6 protein-coding genes are annotated in these 26,549 nt (G+C 57.3%); all 6 read left to right on the top strand.

Going from position 1 to position 26,549, the window contains the following annotated elements; translation table 11 throughout:
- Positions 1–160 precede the first annotated feature (160 nt).
- The 6 genes from UH5x_RS09280 to UH5x_RS09255 all read left to right on the top strand — a co-directional run bounded on the left by UH5x_RS09280 (position 161) and on the right by UH5x_RS09255 (position 26,513).
- The gene (locus tag UH5x_RS09280; protein WP_482635493.1) at positions 161–23,548 is read left to right on the top strand and encodes a PKD domain-containing protein; all 23,388 of its coding nucleotides are present in this window, start codon (positions 161–163) and stop codon (positions 23,546–23,548) included.
- Positions 23,549–24,062: 514 nt separating this feature from the next.
- Positions 24,063–24,521, top strand: a complete 459-nt coding sequence (locus tag UH5x_RS09275; RefSeq protein WP_482635492.1) for a hypothetical protein — start codon at positions 24,063–24,065, stop codon at positions 24,519–24,521.
- A 176-nt stretch (positions 24,522–24,697) separates the two neighbouring features.
- Positions 24,698–24,883: a hypothetical protein gene (locus tag UH5x_RS09270; protein WP_047813372.1), complete on the top strand. Its 186-nt coding sequence runs from the start codon at positions 24,698–24,700 to the stop codon at positions 24,881–24,883.
- Between the two features lie 35 nt (positions 24,884–24,918).
- The gene (locus tag UH5x_RS09265) at positions 24,919–25,167 is read left to right on the top strand and encodes a type II toxin-antitoxin system RelE/ParE family toxin (RefSeq protein ID WP_482635950.1); all 249 of its coding nucleotides are present in this window, start codon (positions 24,919–24,921) and stop codon (positions 25,165–25,167) included.
- Positions 25,168–25,354: 187 nt separating this feature from the next.
- Positions 25,355–25,588, top strand: a complete 234-nt coding sequence (locus tag UH5x_RS09260; protein WP_047813371.1) for an addiction module protein — start codon at positions 25,355–25,357, stop codon at positions 25,586–25,588.
- Between the two features lie 544 nt (positions 25,589–26,132).
- Positions 26,133–26,513, top strand: coding sequence for a T6SS immunity protein Tdi1 domain-containing protein (locus tag UH5x_RS09255; protein WP_482635491.1), 381 nt, complete (start codon positions 26,133–26,135; stop codon positions 26,511–26,513).
- Positions 26,514–26,549 lie beyond the last annotated feature (36 nt).

Below are 26,549 nucleotides of genomic sequence, written 5' to 3'. Positions count from 1 at the left end.
ATTTTCACGAGGGTGCGATAGCAGTGTGCCGATTTGCTGGTCAAAAGGTTCTCGTGGCCCGCGACACCTCCAATCATTTTAAGCAAAGGGGGCATGGTGGGCACCCGAGGGGGTAGGATGAGTGGCAGTGCTTGCCCCATTCTCTTCATCGCGGCCGACCATGATCCGTTCCAAATCAACGTCTTCCTGCTCACGCCAACACCACCGCGATGCCCTGAAACGGCGTCGGTTGCTGACCGAAAAATTGGAGCAACGTCGGATGCTGGCCGGCGATTTCGGCCTGGAGGCGATCGGTCCGCGGGCGTTGTTTGCTCAGGTCTCGGCGGAGGGGGAAGGCCCGCTTGGCGAGGCGGCGGAGACCATTGATGCGGCGGTCCAGTACGGGAGCGACACGGTGGACTCATTTGCCATGGGGTTGCGTCAGGCCGTCGACGAGATCTCTCGAGTCGTTGCGGCAATCAACTCGGCGCCTGCTCTGGCGGCTGAAATTCCCTACTTGGGATCGCTGGTGCCTGAGAGCATTGCGGGCAGCACGTTGATCGACACTTCCACCGTGCAGTCGTTGTTTTCACTCGCGGATCGTTTCGAGACCAACATTGCAGAGCCACTGAGAACGTTTCTGGAGAGTCACCCGACCGCCACCGCAACCCAGCTGGTCAACCAATTTGATTTTCTGGAGTCGGTGTCGGGGCTGACGGCTGGGCAACAGGGGGTGAAGCTGAACTTCGATCTGCAGGAGCAAATCGAAAGCACGATCGCGGCGTTGTTGGAACCCATCCTGTCTCGCGCCGACAGTCTGTTGGATGCGGTCGACAGTGACGCATTGGCCACCGCCCTGCCATTCAATCTGTCGTTGGAGGACTTTTCATTTGAAGTGGTCCGCAACGCCGTCGAAGAGGTGTCGATCAAGATTCCCGACGTTGTGCTTCGTATTGCTGATGAAGCCAACATCCCGATCGACTTTGCTGCGCAGTCGGGTTTCTTGTCCGGCGGCGTGACGGGAGGCAGCATCCGCGCCGACCTTGGATTGCGGCTGGGGACCAGCGATTTGTTTGGGGGCGAGATTTCACTCGATGACCTCCGCGGGTTTTCGCTCTCGGATGAATTCAGTGGATTGAACACACAGGTCATTGGCAGTGGCATCGAAGTGCGTCTGCCATTTGATTTTGAAATGGCTGGTTTTGATACCAGGGGATTCCTGCCTGTGTTCACGTTGCGGGACACGAATCCGTTTGACTCCGATCTGCCGGAATTGGAATTGGAAGTTCCTCGTGGAGCGGATTACGACGCCGGCGCAATCACCGGCTTCGGATCGATCGATGCGACTTCGATCCTGTCGACATTGGAAGAGCTGGGGACCGTGTTTGGCGCCTGGGAAGCGGGGGATGTGCTGAACTACCCGCTGCCCTTGGGCGACGACGTTTCGTTGAGCGAGGTTGCCGGATTTGCCGACGCCTACGCGGGCGGCGTGTTGCAATTCCTGAAAACGGGGGATGGGTTGCCGGCCTTTGGTTCGATTCAAGAGTTGCAGGAGTTGATCCCCTCTTTGTCGGGCGGCGTGGGCGACTTCATCACCTACGACGCAGAAAACCAAACGATCACGATCGACGTCGCGTTGGCGTGGAATCCCGAGGACCTGGTCCGGCAAGCCAACATCGATGTGCTGGCCGGGAGCGAGGACTCACCGATTGCATCGATCAGCATGACACCAGGTGTCAGCGGGACGGACAACCGACTGACGATCTCGCGGGACTTGTCGTTTGATTTCGAGATTCAAATCGGTTTGAAATCCGATACGCGTGAGATCATCGATGTCATTTCAGAGCGGTTTGATCCGACCGGTGACTTCATCCGGGACGCTCCACTGTGGACACCCATGATCACCATCCTGGATCGGCTTGGGTTGACGCATCTGGCCAACGAAGAACAAATGTTGGACGTCACCCTGCACGACGGAAGAATCGTCAGCGCTAACATGGGAACGATCGACCCATGGGTGACCATCGGTGAGTGGCTGGAGCGAGGAACGGTCGTCGACGACAACAACGGCGAAGTCCTGATGACCTTGGAGTACGAACCCACGGTTCTGGTCGGAATGCCCTATGAGAGTTTGAACAATCGTTTTGTCGTGGTCGATCATACCGTCGGGGCGGACCGAGTCGAAATCGAAATCGAGTATCGCGATTCCGAGGATTCGGACTTTGGCTTCTTTGATTCAACGCCGATTCGCGATGCCGACGTGCCTTGGGCAACGACGCTCGGTGAAGCCAGGCGATTCGTGATCGAAGCGGCCGCCGATCACATGGAATCGATTTTCGCGTCGGTGCCAGGTTACGACACCTTCACCATCAGTGTGGGCTACCGAGACCCCGATCCGGCCGGTTCCAATCCGTTGGCGTCCGCTGGCCCGACCGCTTTTGCGGTTGGACAGACGTTCAACAATGGGCTCAACAACATCACCTACTCTTCAAACTTGGCCAACTACCTCAACGGGGGACCCGTCATGATCGATGGAGAGTTGCAGTCGGGACCGGTGGTCAACGCGACGTTCCTCTCGGACATCAACTGGGATCATGACGTTTCGGGTCCATCCGACCTTGGGCGATACGGGCTTTTCAAAGTTGCGACGCACGAGATTCTTCACGGGCTTGGTTTCCTCGAAGTCATCGACAAGTTTGGCAACTTTTTGATTGAGGATTCACCTTCGATCTTCGAAAGCTATCTGGTCCGTGGTGACGGAACTCCCCTCCTTCTTATGCAGAGCGACGCGGAGCGCGCTGACAGTCTGATCAGTGACGATCTATTCTTCGATGGCCCCAACGCGAGTGCCGCAAATCCATTGGGCCCGGGCCCAGTCAAACTCTATGCACCCGATCCATACGACTCGGGTTCCAGCGTTTCTCATGTGGACACGTCAACGTTCGCGAGAAATGGCGAAACGATGACCCGCGCAATCGGGGAGTATCTTGTCGCGCCGATTGGCGTCACGGCTTTGTCAGTCGGGTTCATGCAAGACCTCGGGTACAACAAACCCACCATCGCGGCGACCGAGGTCACGTCGATGGATGGGATCTGGGAAAAACTTTTTGAACCGACATCCCCCGGCTTTAGCGTCCCCACCAGTGTGCCGCTCAACCTATCGCACGGATTGTTTGATTCTGATCAGGAGTTGGCCGACTTTTTTCCTCTCGATATCGAGGGGCTGGAAGAAGACTCTCGAGACCTGACTTTATCGCTGAGCGACGGGTCGACACACCGAATCGATCTCGGGCCGATCAGCGAAATGTCAATTGGGCAGCTTCTGGGCAACTTGCGTATTTTTGAAGATGGAGAATGGAAGTCGGGCGCCTATTTCGATAACAACCAGTTGGTGATCACTGACCTGACCGACCCTCAGCCCGGGAACGATTTCAAGCTCGAATGGCGGGGCAACGGGTCGGAACTGATTCGTGAATTTGTGCGTCCGGCGACCGCGGTCGCGGGGGCCAACCAACTGAAAATCGGAGACATCCGCTCTGCTCTGCCAACCAGCCCCGACTCATCGTTTGATCTGAACGCTTCGATTCTGTCACTCGCGTCTACCGAGTCCTCGCCCGTCTGGGCAGGTTCGGTATCAACAGCGACCGTTCAGCTTTCCAACGGCGAATCATTCGACGTTTTCACGGAGGTCATTGATGCGTCCACCAGTCTTGCGGACGTGCTGGGGACTTTGAGCGTTGGTGAGATCGATGAGGACGTCAAGTCATTTGCAACCCTGCCAATCCGCGATGATCGAGTGCTCATCCATGACAAGACGTTCGAGGCCGGTGGAACTGGATTTCGCATCACGGACACGACCGTTGGCGGAGGTGTCTTTGCTTGGCTTCTGGGAGACGGGGCGGTCATCGATGTGGATCAAAACGGATTCATCTCGGGCCGCTCTCTGCACTCGGCCACGCAGTACGACATCGACTCTCAGCCGCCTGCAGTTTACGTCGACGTTGATGTCGATGTACCGGGTTGGACATCGATGCAGGTGATCGCTGATCGGCTGGGCCTTCAGAGACACGAACTCACGAATCAGTCGCTCTCCTTTCGAATTCGCAGTGGCGAGGTGATCCGACTGAGCTTACCGGGAGATCTCGATCGCTACACGATCGACGAGGCGATCGCGTCGCTTCGATCAGTGAATGAGTTTGGTGAAACCGTTGCCGAACTGGTCGTGCGTGACGGACGTTGGCAAATCCTCGACCACACCCAGGGTCCAAACACGTTCGCATTCGAGACACTGGACCCGCTCTTTCAGGGCATGTTCTTGAAATACATCTCCATCCCGGACGACGACCATATCAGCGGGAATCCCGTTTCAGATACCGTGGTCCGGTTTTTAGCCGGGGATGTCTCACTAGAAACCTTCTCACCGACTGGACTGGTAACCGTCACGAGCTATGACGCCTTGCTGATGCAGGATGTCGATAAAATCCATTCGAATTCCCAGCGTGCAGCGGCTCGCTATCAACCCGATGCAGCACCGCTGCAGATCACGCTCCGCGACGGGACCATCCACCAAGTGGCGTTCGGCAACTTGCCCGACACAACGCTCTTGGATGCGCTGAACGAGTTGACCCTTCGTCGAGATGGGCAACGGATTCTGGAAGCCTGGTATGAAAACGATGCGATTCAATTGCGTGACTTGACAACGTCGTCGTCTGCGGAAGCCGTTTTTGAGATCGGTTTTAAAACCGGTTCAACGGGCAGTCGTTGGCCAGCGCAGTTCATCCCGCTTGGACGTGACGCCGACGGAGACGGGTGGGTCACTGGAGACCGAATTCTGCCTGCCATTTCGAGTGATGCGGAACCGCCCATCAACGGACAAACCCCGTTGTCGTTGATCACGCAGCGGAACGGTTGGGAGGACCCCACCGACTATGATCACGTGTTGATCGTCACGCTCTCGACGGGGGCCGAGCACACGATCACCCTGTCCGGTCTGACAACGACCACCACCCTGGACGAACTCGCTGAGATGATCTCGATCGTTGATGGCGATCAGCCCCAGTTGACAGCGAGATTGCTTGGTGACCGACTGGTCGTTCGCGATCAAGCGGAGGGGGATCAACCGCTGCGTTTGCAGTCCTCCGTATCGGGCTTTGGCTTCCTGTTGAGCGAAATGGGACTGGTCGACATTGATCCCAGCATCATTCGCGAATCGATCGACGTGCCGCGTGAGATCAAATCAGGTTCTCTGGCAAAGTCAAATCGGCAGACAAATTTGCAGTTGGGGCAAGTCTTTGGTATCGACCATCCTTTGTTCAATGGCGACACAACCGAAATCACCTTTCAGTCCGGTGATGCATCCAACCCGATCGTCCTTGCTCCCGTCACCATTGGCCCGCTGGATGCCAACGATGAATTTGAAACGCTGCTGGCTGCACTGACCGTGCAAGAAAATCGGCTCAATCCGGTCAGCGCTCAATGGGTCAACGGACGAATTGAAATCACCCACGGCGGATCGCCCACGGACCAAGTCTCCACTTCGATTGACTTTGGGACCGGTGGCTTGGCAACCGCGCTGGCCGAACTGTTCCCGGATTCAGTGGACGATGATGGTGACGGTCGATTCATCAGTCAATTATTGACACCGCCGCTGCGAACCTCGGTCGTTGACCCGTCGACGACGTTGGCTGCCTATTTTGGAACTCAGCAGTTGGCAGAGAAAACAGCAGCGGGAAGCACGGTTCCGGTGACGTTGTCTCTTCGAGATGGAACCACAGAGAACCTCTTGCTGCGTCATGATCCGGAAATGACGCTGCGTAGGTACGCGGAACAGTTCCGGGTCATGCGGGACGGAATCGTGGTCGTGGAGGCCTCCCTGCAACGAACCGACTCGGGAGTTGGTCATGGGCTGTATCGGTTCGTCATCGTTGACCGCACGACAGAACCAACTGGGGCACCTTTCTCGGTCACGCTGGATCACTCCGGTGGTCAAGCGATGTCGACGTTGCCGATTGAACTGGGGGTCATCGGGGTTGATGCCAATGGCTTGGGGCGGCTGGTCGGTGCATCGCTGCGATCCACCAGTGAGACCACTCGTGGACTGGACGTTCGGATCACGCGGCCGCCAACGTTGCACGCCTCATTCGCCGCGACGGCCAGCAATATCCAAGCGTCTGCTGCGATCGGCCAGTTGCTCTCCGCCGAAATCCGCAACGGCTACGGGAGCTTCTCCGGTTCGTTGGACTTGACCGTTCCCGTGCCGGCGGGACAAGACTTTTTGACACTCCAGGATCTGGGCAACGCGATCATTCATCCCTTCACGTCCCTTGATCTGCACTTGGACGCCGACCTGGCAATCGGCGGCGAGTTGATCGTCGATGTCGCCGGTTTGAACACTCAGCCCACCGATCCCAATGAAATCCCTCGCATCGACTTGGTTTGGGACAACATTCTGACCGCCGATCCGCGAGTTCGTCTGCAACCGGAAAACTTTTCACTGACATCGGAGAACCTGGGCAACCTCCTGGATTTCTCAGACGTCTCCGTCCAAGACATCATTCAACTCATCGGCAAAGTGGTCGAATTTGTCGAGAACGTCAGCGGCGAAAATTTGATGGACAAACCGCTGCCACTGATCGGCGCGTCGCTGTCCGAAATCCTGAACGTGGCGGAGGACGTCGCCGACCTGGTCGAGCAATTGCAGGACAGTCCTGGCGGACTGCTCAACGCGCTCGAGGCGGAGATCGTGCAGATGTTGGGTCTGGAAGATCATCAGTTTGATTTGCGGTTGGAGCCCGAGAACCGCGTGATCCGGATCGACTTGGACCTGGAATACGATGTCACGACCACTCGAGCCCTGAACATCGACCTGTCCGAAATCGAGGGCTTCGAGACGCTGGATAACTTTGTTGATTTCGAAGGCTCCGGGGTTGTCGGGGTGGAAGCTGGCGCGGCCTTGCGGGCGCACCTGGGGCTGGACGTCAACGCGTTGCAAGGTGCTGACTTCGACGATGCCGTGCGTGTCTATGACACCAGCGGTGTGTTTGCGGAGGCAAGGCTGTATGCAGACGATCTGAACTTTTCGACGTCGATTCTCTCGCTGGACGCCGCGATCATTGGTGGCCGCGTTGCGTTCGATCGGGATGGTCTGAACTTTGATGGCGGTCCGGATTCCACCGAGCCAGTTGGGATCTCGATCGAGGCTGGCAATTGGCCAGGCGGTTTCAAGACACTGCCCAATTTGTCGCCTTCCGACTTTGAACGCCACTTGAATGTCGCTCAGGGTGCCGCCCTTGGCGTTGATTTGCCGACCAGCATCCTGGGGACGGACTCGCAGTTGCAGTTGCAGTGGACCGACCTGAACAGTTTCGTGTTCCCAACCCAACTCGTTGACACGCCGATCACCAATCAAACGGGCAACGCCCTGTCCATTCCCGACATCACCGACGCGATCAACGGACTTTCGTTGGGCGACGGAATCGCGGCTTTGGCAGCCGGTTTGCAAGGTTTGTTCGAATCGATCGATGGCTACCTGGGTGATGAAATCCTTGGCATTCCGGTTCCCCTGATCGGCGAAGCGATCGCGGACGCCGTTGACTTCGTGGACACCTTTGTCGGGCCGATGGCGGATGCTTTCAACCAGGGATTTGACGACAACCCACAGATCGGTCAACAGGTCGCCGACGCAATCTTTTTGGTGTTGGGACCTGGAGTCAGCGGGAATGGGTTGAATATCATTCGTGATCGCAACGGCGACGGATCGGTGACTGTCGCTGACATCGGATTGCCGACGTTTGATGGCAACGATCGGAGGCTGGGATTCGACCTCAGCCTCGGCGTTGCCAGTGCCAGTCGTCCCCTGCCGATCGACTTGGATCTCGGCGGCAGCGTGCTGGGTTTGGACGTCGAGGGCGACGTGTCGCTGGAGGCGGGGTTTGTTTTCAACGTTGGGATCGGAATCGACTTGGACGAGGGTCCGTTCGTCACATTTGGTGACGGAAACGACTTGGCAGTCGACTTTTATGCAGGGATCGACCGCTTGGTCGCCCAAGGACGATTGGGACCTCTGGATGTGGGGCTGACCGCGCTCCATGCGGATGATCTGACACCCGACCAACTCGCCGCCTCACGAATTGATCCGCTGGATTCCTCGAAGGAAGCGATCAACGCCGTCCGCGGAAGCTTTGGCATCAACTTTCCAGCGGACACGTACACGCTGGCGAATATCGCCGACGCCTTCGCTGGCATCACGGTCGCGACGGAGTTCGTCGGTAGCCTGCACGCCAATGTGAACACGGGGCTGAACACATCGACCGAAGGGTTGCCCCGAATCACTGCGGACCTGCATGTTCAATTTGGAGCGGTGTCCGGCGGAAACGTTGCCGATGTGATCAGCTCGATCACCTCGCCTAGCTTCAGCATCACGGATGCGGGACTGGACCTGGGTTCCTTCGTGGCCGATGTGATCGCGCCCATCCTCGGACCAGTTCAAGACTTCTTGGAACCGCTGCAGCCCACGATCGACAAATTGACCCAACCGATTCCTGTGTTGTCGGACATCATCGGGCCAACAACCTTTGTGGACTTGATTGGAGCGTTCGGAAGCGGTGGTGAAACGGTCGCCGAATTTGTCAACGCCATCATCAGTGTCAACGACGCGATCGTCGGCCTGCCTCTGAGTGCGGATGGGCTGATCCTGCCGCTGGGCAACTTCAGCGTGTCGACAAACGCGAACGGCGACGCGGTGGTCACCGAGGACGCCAGCAGCCCTGGCGTTAATTTTGATGACTACCTGGCCCAAGCCGAGCAAGCGACCAACGAGTCAGCGGAGTACTTGCGGAACCTGCCGAGGCAGACGACGAACATTTCCAGCGGTGGCAGCACGACGACCCAACCAGGAAAGTTTCGCTTTCCAATCTTTGAAGATCCCGCTTCAGCCATTGGATTGCTGTTTGGCAACGACGTTGACCTGGTGAAGTTTCAAGCGCCGACACTGGAAGCCGAATTCGGTTTCAACATTGGCGTGCCGGTCTTCCCAGGTTTCCAAATCACTTTCGGTGGCCAGTTCAACGCGATCATTGATTTTGCCTTCGGCTACGACACCCAAGGCATCCGGAAATTTGCCGAGACGGGACAGGGAGTGGACCTTCTGGATGGGTTTTATCTGGACGACTATCGCCAAGTCGGCATCGATGAGAACGAGGATCCCATCTATGCCGATCGTCCCGAAATGACGTTCCGGTTCGCGGTGACCGCTGGAGGCGAGATCAACTTGGCGGTCGCCAAAGCCGGAGTCGAGGCCGAACTGGGCGCCGCGTTGGTGTTGGACCTGAACGATCCTGACCTGGACGGGAAGGTTCGGTTGAGCGAACTGAACGAGAACATACAGCTTGGCAACGCGCCTGCATTGGGGCCACTCTGGATCTTTGACGCCTCCGGGCAGTTGGACGTCGCTTTGACTGCGTACGCGAAAGCCTTTGGGATTCGCGTGCAAGCTCGGCTCGGACCCAAGGTGCTGGTCAACTATGAATTTCCTCGGCCCGAACCTGCCAACCCCATCCTCGGTCGCTTGACCGACGATGGCACGTTGATCGTTCACGTCGGTCCCGAGTCATCGGAACGCCAAGATGGCGACCTGTCCGATGGCGATGACGTCATCTTTGTCTCCACCAACGAAGACAACGGCAAGACCGTGATCACGGGCTTCGGCACGGACCAGGAATTCAGCGGTGTGACGCGTGTGTGGATCGATGCCGGCGAAGGAGATGACGAGATCTTCATCGAAGAGAACTTTGTTCTTCCAGTGACTGTCCATGGCGGGTACGGAGACGACGACATCACCGGGGGCGCAGGTCCGCTGACGGCCTACGGCGGCCAAGGCGATGACACGATTTTTGGCGGTGCTGGAAATGACCTGTTGATCGGTGAAGGCACCGGCATGCCCGACTGGCGCACCATCACTCCCCCGGGACAATCGGCGGTCACGTTCTATTACAGCGACAATGACCTGATCGATGGCGGTGCCGGAAACGACACGATTTTTGGCAGTCAAGGAAACGATCAACTGCAGGGCAACGCCGGCAACGATCGCATTCACGGCGAAGACGGAGACGACTATCTCGGCGGTAATGCAGGAAACGACATTCTCTTCGGCGGTGACGGCGATGACATCCTGTCAGGTGACGCGGGCAACGACATCCTCCACGGCGAGTCGGAAGATGGCACCGGGATCGGCCGCGACTTTTTGCAAGGTGGCGAAGGCGATGACGTGCTCCGCGGGGGAGCCGAGAATGACGAACTCTTTGGCGGCGCCGGCAGCGATGATCTGTTCGGCGGCGACGGCGATGACTTGTTGGTTGGTGCCGTCACGACCCGTGACAACCCCGACTTCGCGACGCTTCAACCGGTCGCCGATGTGGGCGCGCACACGTTCGATGGTGGTGCCGGCAACGATGTGATTCATGGCACCGCTGGGATCGACGTGGTCACTGACATCAGCGGAATCACACGGGTGTTCACTTACGAATCCAATGACCGTGTCACGACAGGGGATCAGAGTGACCAGATTTGGACTGGAAGCGGTGACGATGTGGTCGACGCGGGCAATGGTGCCAACGTGATCTTCACAGGATCCGGGTTTGACATTGTCGATGCCGGAGATGGGAACGACCTGATCGACTTGCGACCTCCGGCGAAGGTGTCCAGTGCGAGTCAACGTTCAGGTTCGCAGGTGACCGACCGAGGCGGCGACAATCGCATTTTCGGCGATGCCGGTGATGACATCATTGACGTGCTCGGCAGCGGTTCGAACTACATCAATGTGGGCGACGGAAACAACCTGGTCACCACCTTGGGTGGTGGTGATGACACGATCCTGACCGGTGCTGGTGACGACATCGTTGATGCCGGGGATGGGAACAACGAAGTCACCGTTGGTGCGGGAAATGACCGGGTGACGACTGGTCGAGGCAACGACAACGTGTACCTGGGAAGCGGCGATGACTGGGCCTCCACTGGCGATGGAGACGATGTCGTCATCGCCGGCGACGGCAATGATTTCGTTGATGCGGGAAGCGGGAGCGACTTGGTACGCGGCGGCGATGGTGACGATGAAATCGTTGGTGGGATCGGCAGCGACACGCTTCGCGGCGATGCGGGGGTGGATGTGATCTGGGGTGGACTCAGGATCTATCAACGCAGCGCATTGCTGGTCAGTTTGGTGACGCCGAACGATTACGTGGCCAGTGACTCGGCATTCGATTTCCCAATGCTTGTGCCAGCGATCACGGTGGGCGGCCCACTGGAAGGCTCACTCGCAGACGGTGACGACTGGATCATCGGCGGCGACGATCGCGATTTCCTTTTCGGTGGCGGCGGACGCGACCGAATTGAAGCGGGGGGTGGGGACGGGTACATCGACGGTGGACGCGGCGCGGATGTCTTGATCGGCTCGCCGGGTAGCGATGTGATTCGCGGCGGCGATGGTGACGACCGGATCGAAGCCGGTGCGGGAATTGATTTCAGCTACGGCGACGGTGGCGATGACTTCATCCTCGGCGGCGCTGGCATCGATGTCCTGGGCGTCCATGAAACGTTTGGTCAACGGGCCTATGGTGGCGACGGAAACGATGTGTTGTGGGCCTACGCGCCGACCAAGTTGATGGGCGAGGTCGGCTTGCCGGGCGAATACCTCGACGGCGGCCAAGGGCGAGATGAACTGCTGGGAAATCTTCGGCAAGACACTTTGATCGGCGGGGGCGGCGATGACCGTTTGCTGGGGGACGCTCTCGCCGGCAGCAATTATGAACGCAATGATGACTTCCGAACCTTTGGCGGAAATGACCTGCTCGTGGGTGGTTTTGGCGACGACTTGTTGCAAGGCGGTGGCGGAAACGATGTGCTGTTCGGTGGTGCAAACGTGGACGAACTCGAAGGTCATGACGGTGACGATCGGTTGTACGGCGGGCACGGAATCGACTTCTTGCGGCTGGATGTTGCCGTGGAGTATGGCGACGACCTGGATGTGATGGACGGCGGATTCGCGGACACGCCCGATGAGTCACCCTTTGGATTGGACAATTCGACGGACATCATCGTCATCAATGGTTCGGACCAAGACGACGTGATCACCCTCGCGGGCAACGGCGATCAAGCGATCGTCAACTACCAAATTGGCGACCAACCGCTTCGACAAGTCGACATTCGCATCCAAGATTCCGACGGGAACACCCTGGTGGAGCAGTATCAAATCAATGGCTTGGGTGGGAATGACACCATCGGTTTTGAGGCCTCGTTTGATACCAGCGACTTGGCTGCACGCAGTCGTGATTGGGTCGGTGTGTTTCAGGGTGGATCGGGCGATGACACGTTGACCGGGTCGGCTGGTCGCGATCGGCTCGATGGCGGTCCTGGAAGCGATGAGGTGTTTGGACTTGGCGGTGACGATCGGCTGTGGGGCGATTCCGGTGACGGAATGTCAATCGATGAGGATCATTTGTACGCGGGTGGTGGGAACGATGATCTGATTGGCGGGCTCGGGGTGAACTATCTTTTTGCTTGGTCGAGTGATCCGACTGGTGATGGAACCCATCTCAGCGGACCTGACTATGGGGTTTTCGATGAAAATGGGACCCGTGAAGACACCGGGCTGAACCGGATGCTCGGCCGCGACCAGGATGACTTTCTGTTTGCCGGCACGGGACTGGATTTCATGTACGGCGGCGCCGGCGGCGACACGCTGCACGATGTTGACGGTCAACCGCTGGAGAACTTTGGTGTTCCGGCTGGCGACGAATGGCTGGAATATGCACGCAACAACGATTCTGTCTGGTACTACGGAGGGACCGAACGTGACGACATCATTTCGGTGGACTTTGTCACCGAGCCTGGATTGCTCGGCAATCATCATCTGATCACACGGCTGACCGAAAACAACGGATTCTTCTCGTTCGATGCTCAGGTGCGGTTGGACTTCGCCGCCACCAATCCCGATGGTTCTTTGGTTTGGGATCCAAGCGATCTGGTTCATTCGCTGGAGGAGATCCGAAACGCCGTTGACGACGACGCTCGACGACTTGCCGCGCGAACGCTTGAGTTGTCAGGGGATCTGTTGCCACCCGAAGGAGATTTCACCGCGATCATTGTGAATGCGGGCGGAGGCGACGACCAAGTCTTTGTCGGGCCGACGGTCCAGAAAACGGTTTGGACGGCGGCGGGTGAAGGCGATGACATTGTGGAGTATTCCGCAGGGACCGCGATCCTCGTCGACATCGCGGACGCCGATCCACGCAACGATGTTTTCGGTGACGTCGATGATTTCTCGCAGGCCTATGAGCTCTCCGATTCGGAGGCGGGTGATCCATCGCGATTCGGCGAAACCGCTTACTTCACCAACTTGACGCTTGATTCCCCAACCGACGTGGACTGGTTCACGTTCGTCAGCGATGGCATGACACCTGCGGAACAACTTCGTATCGTCGTGGATTCATTGTCCGCGGAAGACCACATCGAAGTTGAATTGTATGAGCATGTGGAAGACGAGGGCATCAACGAACTCGCGTTGTTGGGAACTCTCGAAACGCAAGTGGCGACTCTGGATCCAACCCGCCCCTCCCGGACCTCTCTGACTCGAAACACCGCATCCTATCCGGTCGGTCAGCGAGTCTACATTCGTGTTCGCAGCGGCAACGGCAGCCCCACGTCGTACAACCTGGGGATCGACTTGGGTGGTGACACCGCTCTGGGCGTCGCGCGCATTCAGTTGGGATCGCAATCCGACACCTTCCTTCGCCGTGATGTGATTGTCGGTGGACCGGGGGACGACATCCTTCGGGGCGGCCCCAGTGAAGACTGGGTGATTGGTGGGGATGGCGACGACATCATCACAGGTGGCGTCGACGGAGCTGCTTCCGACATTCTGATCGGCGGCGATGGCAACGATGTGTTCCAGATCATTCCGTCGGAGGTCGGTGAACTGGAATTGACGCTGGCAGATGAACTGGAAGGTGGCGAGGGGTATGACCGGGTGTTGTTTTTGGGCGGAGACATTGATGAGCAGGGACGTCCGGTCCCCGATTTTGTCACCCTGCGTTATCAGCCACTGCTCAACAGTTGGGAAATGGCCGCCAAGGTTTGGGACACGGCGAACCAGCGTTTTGAGACCGTTGGCAACGAATTCGTGATTCACTCGGCCAGTTACCGCGCACGACAGATCGAGGCGACTGAGTTTGATACTCGTAGCGGCGCCGACCAAGTCAGGCTGGACGAAGCGTCCTACAGCATCCTCGGTGACGATGTCGTGAACGTGTCCGGGTTTCAGTTTGACTTGCTCGATGGGAGCAACGACGAACGACAAACCTATGGAATCTCTCCGGGCGACCGGCAAGTTGGCGGTGCGGTGGCGAACTTCATTCTTCGTGGGGGCGCTGGAAACGACGTGCTGGTTGGCTCACCCTATGGCGACGTCATCCTTGGCGGCGGAGGTCTGGACCAGATCATCGGCGGCGGTGGCAACGACAATCTTCAGGGCGACGCAGGCAATGACTTGATCGTCGGTGACATGATCGCTTCTCCGGAGTTCATCTGGGACCGCCTGGAAGTTGTTGCTGGGCAGGGGCAATTCAATGACGCACCCGCCTTTGCGACGCCTGTCCAGTTCGAAAACAATTCGCTTCAAAATCTGACGTTGCACGATGGCGACGGCGGTGACTGGTACGTCATCCCCGCCTCCGCCGCGAGTGATCCGCTCACGGCAAACGAACTGATCGTTGACTTCGACGAGTTTGAAATGCAGGGCGTCTGGAGCGACATCAATCGAGCCACCGGACGCGGAGGTCCGGAGGTGATCCCAGCATTGGTGGATTTGGAAACCGGCAATTACACGCCGACCGCCGGACAGCCGGATGTGTTTTTAATTGGGATCAACAACCCGGTCGGTCAAATGATTGTCGCGAGATCGGCACCACGGCTGGACCTGATCGGACCGGGGAATACCGTGACCGCCCGTTTCTTATTGGATATTTCCGGTCAACCCACCGTGACGATCAGCGTGGATGTCTCCTCCGGACAAGCCGGTGGCTCGATTGCCGCGGACCTCAATGCTGAGCTCCAAAACTTGGGGCTGGGAAGCGATGTCCGCGCCCACTACCACACAACGCGAGCCCGGCTGGTTCTGGTTTCGCTGAAGGATCGTCCCATGACGGTACGTTCCGCGGACATCTTCTCGTTTGCCTACTTGGGTTTCGAGGACGGGCAGGTTCCGCAGCAACTTCCGTATGGACTCGGTGGCTATCAAATTTCGGTTGTCGACAACGAGATCTTAACTCAGCCAACGTCGGGACCGTCACTGCCTTCCCAGCGGTTGGAGTACCAGACGGCAGACCGAAGTGCACTGCAACTGGCTCCGAGCCAAACGGTCGGCCTGAATGACGCGGGCTTTGCTGTGGAGACGGCCGCAAAAATCGAGGGCGGACGCCGTGATGAGATGATTGGTGAAGTGATTTCGTTGGGTGATATCAACGCGGATGGTCGGAACGACTTTGTGATCCCGGGCGCGACACGAGCGTATGTGTTCCTTGGCCACGTCGATCCGAATTTTCTGTTCGGTGACCAATCCGACATCCGTGACGCCGCCGACTACATTCTGAACTATCCCCAAACAGGAAGTGTCGAATGGCTCAACGGCCCCGTCGATGTCGACGGCGATGGATTTGACGATCTGACCTACGCTGTCACCCGCTTCACTGATCTGGCGAGAACGGAGGGAACGACCAGCGTGAACATGATCAGCGGGAGCAACCTGACACAGAATTCTTCCCAATTGTTTGCCATCCCGATGGGCGGTTTCGAGTATCAGGATCTGGACCATCAATTCGACCTCTTCGGCAAGCAACTTGCATCGCTGGATCGAGCGCTCGATGTGCCAATTCAAGCGGCGTGGATTCGCTTCAACCAGGATGAGTTCGCCGACCTCGCGGTCTTCAGCCAGGAGCCCAGCATCCGCCACGGGATCACAAGTGTGAACTACGGCGGTGTTTTGGACGGGAAGAAAATCCATGAACAAGTCATCAACAATACGACTGGAAACAAAGACTATCTGATCCTCATTGGATCGGGAATCGAGGATGCGACGACGGTTGCGGAATCGCACTTTGACAATCCTGCGTCGGTCACGCACACGGGCAGTTCGCCAGAAGCGTTCTTTGACTTTGGGGATGTTGATGGCGATGGACTCGATGACGTCGTGACCACTGTCCCTCGAGGCTGGGAATACAGCACAAACGGGAACATCGATCCCGAGGTGGTGATCTCACGCACCTACCTTCACAAGGGCGGAAGCTTTGGATTCGGATATCAGCTGACTTCGCCAATTCTGCAACTGGCGGCCGATACGGCGGGCCTTCGCGACCCCAACCATCCCGAACTGGGAAATCAGGGTGCCCTCAATGCCGAGCTCCCTGTGGTGGTGAGCGATTTGAACAACGATGGCTTTGCGGATGTGATTGCCATCAGTGATTTGGCGGACCCAGGAGTTGGATCCGGGGCGTTGTTGATTTACACCGGACAAGAATTGACGGGCGATAACAATTTCGCTGCCCGCGAGGCCGCTGTCACGTTTGCCCCCCTGCCAGGATCCAGACGCACGCTACTGGACGCCCGCGTGGCGATCGGTGACTTCGATGGCAACGGCGAGCAGGATCTTGGATTCAGTGTCTCCGGTTCCTCCCTGGCCGGGACACACATATTTTATGATGCGATCGATGGGGGAAGCCTTCGTTCCATCGATTCGAATGTCGAACGTCTCACTTCCGTGACGTCCATTTCAGCACCAACCGGCTCGAACAACTTTGGATTGGCCGGCGGAAACGCAATCGATCTGAACGGGGACCGCATCGATGATCTCATCCTCGCCGATCCACCAGCGACGACCTCAGCGGGAGATTTGGGGGGCGGGATTTTGTATGTGGTCCCGGGGAGTCAACGCCGCGTGCCTCTTCCCGATGAATCACTGGTCGTGAGTCTGAGCAACGATTCGATCCGTGGGATTGGCGATGTCGCCCGTGACTCGCAAGGGTTGCTTCAAGTTGATTCGACGCTTGCGTCCGACATCGAAACCGACTGGTATCGGTTCCGAACCGTTGGCGATGGGAATGTCGGCGACTCGATCCGGTTGACACCTGACATTCTTGGAACGGACTCGGCGACGCAAGGTGCGTCTGGGATCATTCGCGGATCCGATGCGTTTGATAACGTGCCAAGTGTGGTGATTGATTCCGGTCAGAGCGGAGTCTACGAGATTGATCTCTCCCGATTGCTGGCTCGTTTCGACGACCCTGCGAGCATCGACATCGCGGAACTACGATTGCGTGGTTCGGCGACGGCGACAACCGTCGATTCAAGTCTCCCGCTCAGCTACCCCGAGGAATTGACAGCTGTCCCTGCAGGGAACGGATTCGGAGACCGCGTTTTCTTCGTGGCGGCCAAAGACGACGAAGACAGTGAACTGTTCGTCACCGATGGAACCGCTGCGGGGACACGGTTGGCCTATGAAACGATCCCTGGACCGGAATCCGCCAACCCAAGTTATCTGACACCAATTGGTGATCGACTCGTGTTCGCGACCAGTGTTTACGAACTTCTGCAAGAATCATCGACGGTGAATTTTTTCGTCACCGATGGAACGGAAACCAAGCCGGTTGGCAACCCCGATCAACTGAATCTTCAACCGTACTCCGATCTGATCGAGTTGGATGGCGATCTCTACTTCAACGCGATCGAGCAAAGCACCTACAGCGCAGTCTTGGCGGTGATCCGTTTCGAAAGCGATGGTTCGACGGAGTTGAGTGTCATTGAGCGGTCCGGGCAATTGCCCTTCGCAGCAACCTCCAATGCGCTCTTCTTGAAAGACGGTGGTGAGTTGTCGGTGCTCAAGGCTGGGCAGACGTCGCCCACCACATTGAGTGATCAGTTCGGGCGCATTCCTGACGGCCATTTCTCAACAACTTCCAGTGGTGAATTGATCTTTGCTGCGTCCGATAAGTCGTCAGGCAGATTTGGGGTCTACGTGACGGACGGTTCCCGTATCGATCCGTTGCACGAGAGTTCAGACGATTCCATCGATTTGGCGTATGGCTTCCAAACGACTGATTCGGGCGTCTATTTTCTGATTCAAAGTACCGTCTACTTTTACGACGGTTCCAGCGTCGAGGCGATCTCGCAGATTGACGTGCCCATGGCGACCAAGGGCAATGCAATGTTCCGGACCTTCACTGACGGTTCGAACTTGGTGACCGTTGGCAACAACGGCGAAAGTGAACTGCGTCTGACGACCATCGACCAGGACGGCAATCGGGTCGCAGAATCAAGTGTCAAATCCGATCGCTATGTGTTCCTGACGGACGCCATCATGGACGGCGATGAGTTGCTGCTGGGAACTCAATCGCAAGAGCAAGCGTTTGGGGAAGTGAAGGTAAGTTTGTCGACGTTCCATGTCACGAACTCCACGGTCAAACAGGTGCGAGAGTTTGTGGAGACACCCCAAACATCGGGAGTGTTTGAGCAGATGACGGTGAGTGGTGGCGTCGTGGTCATGGAGGGCTATCGAACCGACAACGTGTTCGGGGGCCGGTTGTGGGCAGCTGATGTTCCCGACAAATCAGCCTCGCCAATCGAAGTCAACCTGAACGGCGGCGGCCCCGCCACCGCAACCGTGAAGATCCAGATTGCGGGTGGTCGAAACGACCTTGTGATCACGGGGGACGAACTCGCAGAAGATGTTGTGATCCAGCGTACGCTCACGGTCCATGACACGTCTGCACTTCAAATCGTTGACCTGACGTCAGACATCGAACGGTTCCGCTATCTCTTTGAGCAGGGGTACCGTTCGCTGGTCGTGCAACTGAGTTTCACCGATGGCGAGGCCGCGTTCGAGCCGATGAATTCCTCGAGTGACACCGGCCTGTTCTTGGGTGACACCGGGCTGGGAGTCTCCGGACAGTTGATTGATTCCACCGGTCGAATGATCGCGGAGGACTTCCAGCATTTGGACCTGCGAAACCTTCTCGCTGGCGAGTACTTGATCGGCGTGTCGCGGATCGCCGACAGCATCGCGACTCGAACGAGCTACCAGCTCGAAATCGACTCCCCACGACTGGGTGATGCACACGATCTGCCCGCCGACGACCTTTTGCATGGTGGCGACGGCGATGACGTGGTGATCGGTGGTCACGGAAAAGATCGCATCCATGGTGACAGTGGCGACGACACTCTGGTCGATGAATTGTTTGAACTACGAGATGCCGCGAGCAACGACGCAATCGCCAGTCCACTTCCCGAGGAGCGGTTCAGCGATTCTCGTTCGCCACTGCAACGGCGTGATCCTCGAATCGTGATTGGGATTTCAGCCGTCGACCTGGGACCGGGGGAAGTCAGCCTCAGCGAACCCGCCTTGGCCGCGGCAATCGCGGAACAACTCGGCACACAGGTGATTTCCCTGCCCGGCGGTGACCAAGCCTTCGCGACCACGGTTCACGCCAGTGATCTCGGCTCGATCACGCAAATGGATCTCTCCAATCTTGGACTCAAGAGCCTCGAAGGGCTTGAGTATCTCGTCGGGCTGATCTTCTTGGACCTTTCCGGAAATGAACTGGAAGTGGACGCGATCGAAGACCTGGCGCCCGGGGATTTCGGCGCCACTGGGTTGACGCGACTGGCGTACCTGAATCTTGATCGCAACCACATTCAATCGGTTTCTCCACTGAGTCAACTGCTCAGCCTGCGAGCACTCAGCATCGCGGACCAAAGCGAAGGGGCTCTCTCGGACCTTTCTCCGTTGGAGGATCTCACGGAATTGGTTTACCTGAACGTGTCGGGGAACAAGGTCGCGGATCTCGACGCCATTCGAAGCCTGTCGCAATTACGGATCCTGGATGTCTCGGGTCAGACACTTGGTACCAACAACGTCGCGGCAATCGATGTGGGAACGCTGACCACGATGGCTGGAACGGACGCATCGATCGCGAATGCGACTGGACCCTGGCAGGTCGTCAACGATCCCGCAGCCAAAGGCGGCACGTACCTGGTCCTGGACACAACCAGCCTCAACGGAAATGAGCGAGTGGACCTGTCCGTCGATGGGCTGGCAGAGAACGTTGAATACGAAGTGTTTGCGCGGTGGCATGGTGACGCCAGCCACACGGAAAACGCCATCTATTCCATCGCGGGGAAGGACATCGCGGTCAATCAACGGGCAGCGAGCGTGGGCACGCAGGACGGCCTTGGACCACAGTGGCAGAGCCTGGGAGTTTTCCGTCCGGACGACGGATCCATCACCGCCGTGATCTCCCCCGGTGTCGAAGGAGGCTTGCTGACCGCCGACGCTCTGGTGGTCCGACCGGTCGATGGAGCTTTTGGGGACCACCTGGTTCATCTCGATGTTCGCGGCACCACGCTCACTTCCCACGGTCGTGAGTTGCTGCTCACGGCGTTCGATGATCGTGGGGGTGTTTTGCATCAAGACGCCAGCGCATCGCCAATCTACATTGGACCTACGGCGCTGACGCTCGGGGACGGCGATGGTTTCGCCCGCTCGTATTCGCTCAATGATTTCTTTCGGGACACTCCAGTCGGACCACTCGTCTTCACGATGCAGAGCACCAACGACTCGGACCTGCGAGCGACAATCAACGGGAACCAACTGGAGATTGAAACCAACGGTGCGGTGGGGAGAATCTTCTACATGGAATTGACGGCGACCAACGCCAGCGGTGCATCGACCACCGTTTCGCTCCCGATCGTTGGTGGCTTCGGACTTGCCCAAGGGCAGGTGAAAGACACCAGTGGTCGTCCAACAGAAGGCGTGCGAGTGCACGTTGCAAACTTGGCGGGCTACGAGGCTGTCACCGACTCGCGTGGTCGATTCAACCTTTTGACACCGACGGACGAAGTGGAAATCAGCCTGGTCGGCGGACAAAACGTTGGTGTGATCCAATCACCAACCGTTTACGTCGAGGACATCGATGTGCCCCTGGTGCTTGGCGATGTCAACTTCCTTTACGCACCAGCGATTCAACTCTCCTCGCCGAGCAGTGCCCTGGAAGGCGACACGGTGGACGTCCAGGTTGATCTCCAGCTTGAAGGTGACTTGACCTGGACTGTCAGCGGCGGGCCCGTGCGTGATGAATCAGGAGATGCGAATGGTTTCCGTTTCACCCCGTTGGACGAGGGTGTCTACACGGTTTCGGCGACTGTCACAGCAAACGGCAACCGCGAGTTTGTCTCCTTCGCCGTCATCCGCGTCGAGGAAGTGAAATCGGTGCTGCAAGTGGGCGATGACCTTGTCATCTCGGAAGGCCAACTGGACCTCACACGGCAACTTGTCCAGGATCCTGGCAGCGATGCCGTCACCATCGTGGTGGACTATGGAAACGGCGACGTCCAGCGATTCGAGCATGCATCGAATCGCCTGTTTGAAATGCAAACCTTCTATTCGTCGGAAGGTCTCTACACGGTCACGGTCGCCATGACCGCGGACGGATCCACGGTGACAGATTCCTTTGACGTCACCGTCCAAGACAGCGTGCCGCAATTGTCGGTGACTTCGCTGCCTGAGTTCACACAAAATCGTGAAGGCGGAGAACTCAACATTTCGATCGTGGATCTCGCCGGGACACTCAACCGGACCACCTGGTCCTACTCCGTTGACTGGGGTGACGAGACGTCCGCGCAAGACTTTGTCGAGGTCGTCGATGTCTCCCTTGGCAGTGTCTCCGCAACTGCCATGCTCACCCATCAGTACTTCGAAGAAGGCATCTACAACGCGACCGTTCATATCATCGACGCAGACGGACGCACCCTGGAACAGGGCATCGAGATCGTGGTGGTCAACGATGCCCCCCTCATTCAAACCAGCCTTCCGTCCACGGTGTTAGAAGACGGCGTCTTCCTCGCATCGACGGTGATCACGGATTCGGACTTGGTCGAAGTGCTCTGGGATTTTGGCGACGGGACAGCGTTGCGATCCGGAACCAACGTCAATCATCAATACGGTCGTCCCGGTGAATACATGGTCACGCTGACGGCGACGGACGTCGGTGATCCCAATGACCCGGACGACGATCTTGTGCGAGTGGAAGTGTATGACATCGAGGCGACTGCGGTGAATGATGCTCCCGTGTTCGTTCCGACGCCAACTGTCCGGGTTGTCGAGACATTTGACTTGGTGCTTCCGATCATCGCGACCGACGAAGATGGCGATTCACTCACCTATTCACTTTCCGGTGCACCCGATGGTGTCACCATGGATGCGGACGGGGTGATTCGCTGGACGCCTACCGTTTCCCAAGGCTCTGCGACCTACACGTTTGAGGTTGAACTGAGTGACGGCATTGCCAGCGTGGTACGACCGGTCACGATTGAGGTGCTCGATACCGGATCCATTTCCGGAGAGCTGTTTGTCGACCAAGACAGCAATGGTCGGCGTGAGAACTCGGAGCCTGCTTTGCTGGATCGGATGGTCATGATCGATGAAGGCGATGACGGCACGTTCGAACACACACTGTCCGTGGACGCCGACGGCCGATTCCAATTCAGCCATTTGCCGATCGGACTCTACCGTGTTGTCGCTGACTTTGGTGATGAAGTCGGAATCTCGACGCCTCGTTCGTTTCTGGTCGACATGACAACCACCAACCATGTTTCGTTGACACCAATCGGCTTCAATGATGACATTGACCACGACGGCATCCGCAACGACCTCGAGATCAACTCGCTCGCCGGTTCGGATGCCAACCAAGACGGGATCCTTGACTACTTGCAGAGCCACGTGGCATCCATCGAAACTGCCGGGGGCATGGTGACGTTGATCAGCGGTGTGGGGACACAACTCAGCAACATCGCCGCACAGAAGCCGCTCCGTTCGGAGACCGTTGAAGGCATGTTTCCTCTCGGTCGAATCTTGTTTTCGGTGGAAGGATTGCCGCCAGGTGCCAACGCGACTGTCGAACTGATCACCCCGGGGGACGCGGCGATCAACTTGATCTACACGGTGAATGACCTTGTCGATCCTTTGGACCCCTACTTTGCTGAGTTCGGGAACGCAGCCGAAGAGTCGGTCGATTTCCTTGCCGATCGGGTTCGCTTGACCGGACGTGACGGCGGTGAGGGAGACATTGACGAAGACGACAACGGCATCTTGGCGTTTTCATTGCAACCCGCCTCCGTCGATCCCGTGTGGACGAATCCCGACGATGCCTATGACGTCAACAACGATGGGAAGACCACCGCTTTAGACGCACTCTTGGTCATCAACGCGCTCACGCGAGGCAGTGGGGAATTTGACCTCGACGGGCCGCGTCCACACGACGCCAACTTCTTTGATGTCAACGGAGATGGCCGCATTTCCGCACTCGACGCATTGCAGGTGATCAATCAATTGAGTGGTCGTGAAAGCATTCGCAACGAAGCGGAGGGCGAGCGAGTTCCCGATGTCGGTGCTAGCGCTCAGCCGCTCATCCTCTCCAATATCCCCGATGAAGAGGACCTTGAGGATTCCACGTTGCCCGGGCAATTGTTTTAGTGTTTGGGGTTCTGCTCCATGGCAGCGGAGCAGATTCCGATTGGAGTCGCCCGGGTTCTTCTCGCAGGTGCAGCGAGAGGTTGCCAAGCGAATCCTGCGAATCAGAGACGCAGAACATTCTCAGGCGACCAAGACCTAGCTCATTCGCAACTGCGAGTTGAATTCTCCCCCGCAGGACGATGGTCTTGTCTGCGAGAGGGGAAGGTGTGATTGCCACCTGAATTCAGAGTGAAAAACACCGTCTTCTGCACCCACGCCTCGGAAGCAGCAAACGCAACACTGCGTCCCCGCACCCTCACGCGGTCGCGCAAGTGCTGCAGACCGAGCCCCATTCAGCTAAAATCAACACCCGTTCTCCCCCACTTCCAAGCATAGACGACACCCTGTCGTCCAGAACCCCGTTAGACGACCTCACCGAATTGACAGGATGCCGTTAGACCCAATTTTTGACCGTTGCTTTTCTCCACTCATTGGTCGCCCGTGTTGGCAGGTCAAACGTGGGTACGGATCATTCGTGACGCTCGAATTTGGCGAACCGCATCTCGAAATCCGCGAACCACGCGATCCCAAGCCTGAAGCGTCGGCGAATGTTCGCGACCTGCTTGCACGGCGGCAAGTAACAATTCGAGGTGACTGGCATCTTTGGGTCTATTGCTGCAGTTGGTCAATTCTCAACGACGGTCAACCCGTTGGCACTTCCGAGGATGATGACGCAGGGATAGATGACGCCGTACGTTCGTTGGACGGGCAGGCTTTGACTGCATTCTCCGCAGATTCCCAAGCTAATTCCAAATTCACGTTTGATCTGGGTGGTGCGTTATCTACATCCCCCTACGACGCCGACAGTGAGCAATGGATGCTGTACCAGCCTGATGGCAATGTCCTTTCCCTCCGCGCGGATGGCCTCTACTCATACTCACTATCCACAACGAAACAAGACGCCGAACAATGGCTGCCAGCATGGAAACCGTAGTGGCGACGCGACGGTCTTCTAACATGGTTTTTACGCTGGTCCTTCGGCACACCTTCCATCTTTGGCGACGCGGGCTGGCCTTGGTACAATTTCCGGTAATTCAGACATCGTTCGCTTCGTTTAGGGCGGTGTCGTAAAAGCCTTCCGTTAGCCGACCTACCCGCAAGGAAACCCAAATGTCCACCGTTAAACAGGCGATGGCTGACCTCATCGCACAACAACCCGACGACAGTAGCTACGACGAGATCCTACGCGAACTTGCGTATGCCCGAATGGTTGACCGAGGCCTGGCAGATTCCGACGCTGGCAACGTCATCTCCGATGACGAAGTCAAGCAGAGGATCGAATCGTGGCAGAAATAGTCTAGACTCACGAATCGGCTACTTGGCTCGAGAAGATTCACGAACATATCGCAGAGGACAATCCGACCGCCGCATCGGACGTTGCGCGTGGAATATACGCGAAGATTCAATTGTTGCGAACGTTCCCTCGATTGGGCGGACGCTACATGCCGATTACAGACCGTGAAGTTCGCGAGATTCTTTACGGTCACTACCGAATACCATACCTCGTCGTCAGCGAAGACCGTGTTGAGATACTCGGGGTATTTCACGGTGCAATGAAGATTGAGGGCTGTCTCCAGTAACCGGTCGCCTAACATGGTTTTTACGCTAGGCCTTCGGCACACCGCTGTCGTTTGTTCAAGCCTCCCACTGGTGGTAGAATCTTTCGTAGTTCAGTCATCGCTCGCTTCGTTCAGGGCGGTGTCGTGAAAAACTTCCGTTGGCGGTCACAAGTATGGATTAGCGTCTCAGGGACGCTACAATGGAAATATGGACACACAATCACAACAACTGCTGGCTACTGCGCTCGGTATGCCAGAGTCTGACCGTGCGACTCTGGCGGCGTCGCTGCTCAGGAGCCTTGACCCTGCCGATGACCCGCAGGCTGACGCTGCTTGGGCGGCTGAAATCCAGCGACGCATTGAGTCCATCGACAGTGGCACAGCGGAATTGCGGCCATGGGATGACGTGATGTCAGAAATGCGACAACGCCGCAGTGGATGATCTTCCGTTTTGGTTTCATCCCGATGCTAATGCTGAGGTGCTCGCCGCTCATGATCGGTATTTCGAGGTGCGTCCAGAACTAGCCGAAGATTTCGAGGCTGAACTTGAGCGATCACGCCGGGTCATTGCGCGCAGTCCACAGGCTTGGCCTGCGCCCCTTTCGGTACGCAGAGATACTTGATGAAAAGGTTTCCGTTCTTCATCGTCTTCCGAGTGACCGATGTCCGCATTGAAATCGTCGCAATTGCGCACGAGCGTCAGCGTCCCGGATACTGGGCAGGCCGATCGGCAACCCAGTGACCGCCAACATGGTGTTTACGCTAGGCCTTCGGCATACCTTCCTTGGTTGGTCACGCGGGATGGCATTGGTGCAATCTCTCGTAGTTCAGGCATCGTTCGCTTCGTTCAGGGCGGTGTCGTAAAAACCTTCCGTTGTGCGGCAAAGCCATCCGTGTAAATCGACGACTATCTACTCGATCACTCTGACGTCGACTGGCCGACCGTTCTCGCTCCGTGGCACTGGCTTCTCCCTGAAACCCTTACCGTGTGGCTCGTCAATCGCTTCGGTGACGTTTTCGCCGTATTGGACGACGACAGAGTCCACATGCTTGGCGTTGGTGGCGGCACTTTTGAACGTGTCGCTGAGTCACGCGATCACTTCTGCGACCTGCTGGACGTTGATGACAACGCTAGCGAGTGGCTCATGATCTCACTAATTGATGCCCTTGTCGCGGCGGGCAAACCGCTGAAATCCGGCTACTGCTATGGATACCTTCGCAATCCTGTTCTAGGTGGCAACTGCGCTGTGGCCAACTCGATCGAAATACCCATCAACGAACACTTTGGACTCAACGCCGAGCTTCACCAGCAAATCAAAGACTTGCCGGACGGCGCGCAGGTCACAATAAAATTCACCGACGATTAACACCGCTTCATTTTCCGCGCAACATGGTGTTTACGC

The sequence above is a fragment of the Rhodopirellula sp. UH5 genome (assembly GCF_056839225.1).
The sequence above is the reverse complement of the archived record's forward strand: the minus strand, read 5'-3'. Positions and strand labels throughout refer to the sequence as shown.

Coding starts and splice junctions, on each gene's coding strand:
- UH5x_RS09280 (WP_482635493.1), top strand. CDS start 161: ATGATCCGTTCCAAATCAACGTCTTCCTGCTCACGCCAACACCACCGC.
- UH5x_RS09270 (WP_047813372.1), top strand. CDS start 24,698: ATGTCCACCGTTAAACAGGCGATGGCTGACCTCATCGCACAACAACCC.
- UH5x_RS09260 (WP_047813371.1), top strand. CDS start 25,355: ATGGACACACAATCACAACAACTGCTGGCTACTGCGCTCGGTATGCCA.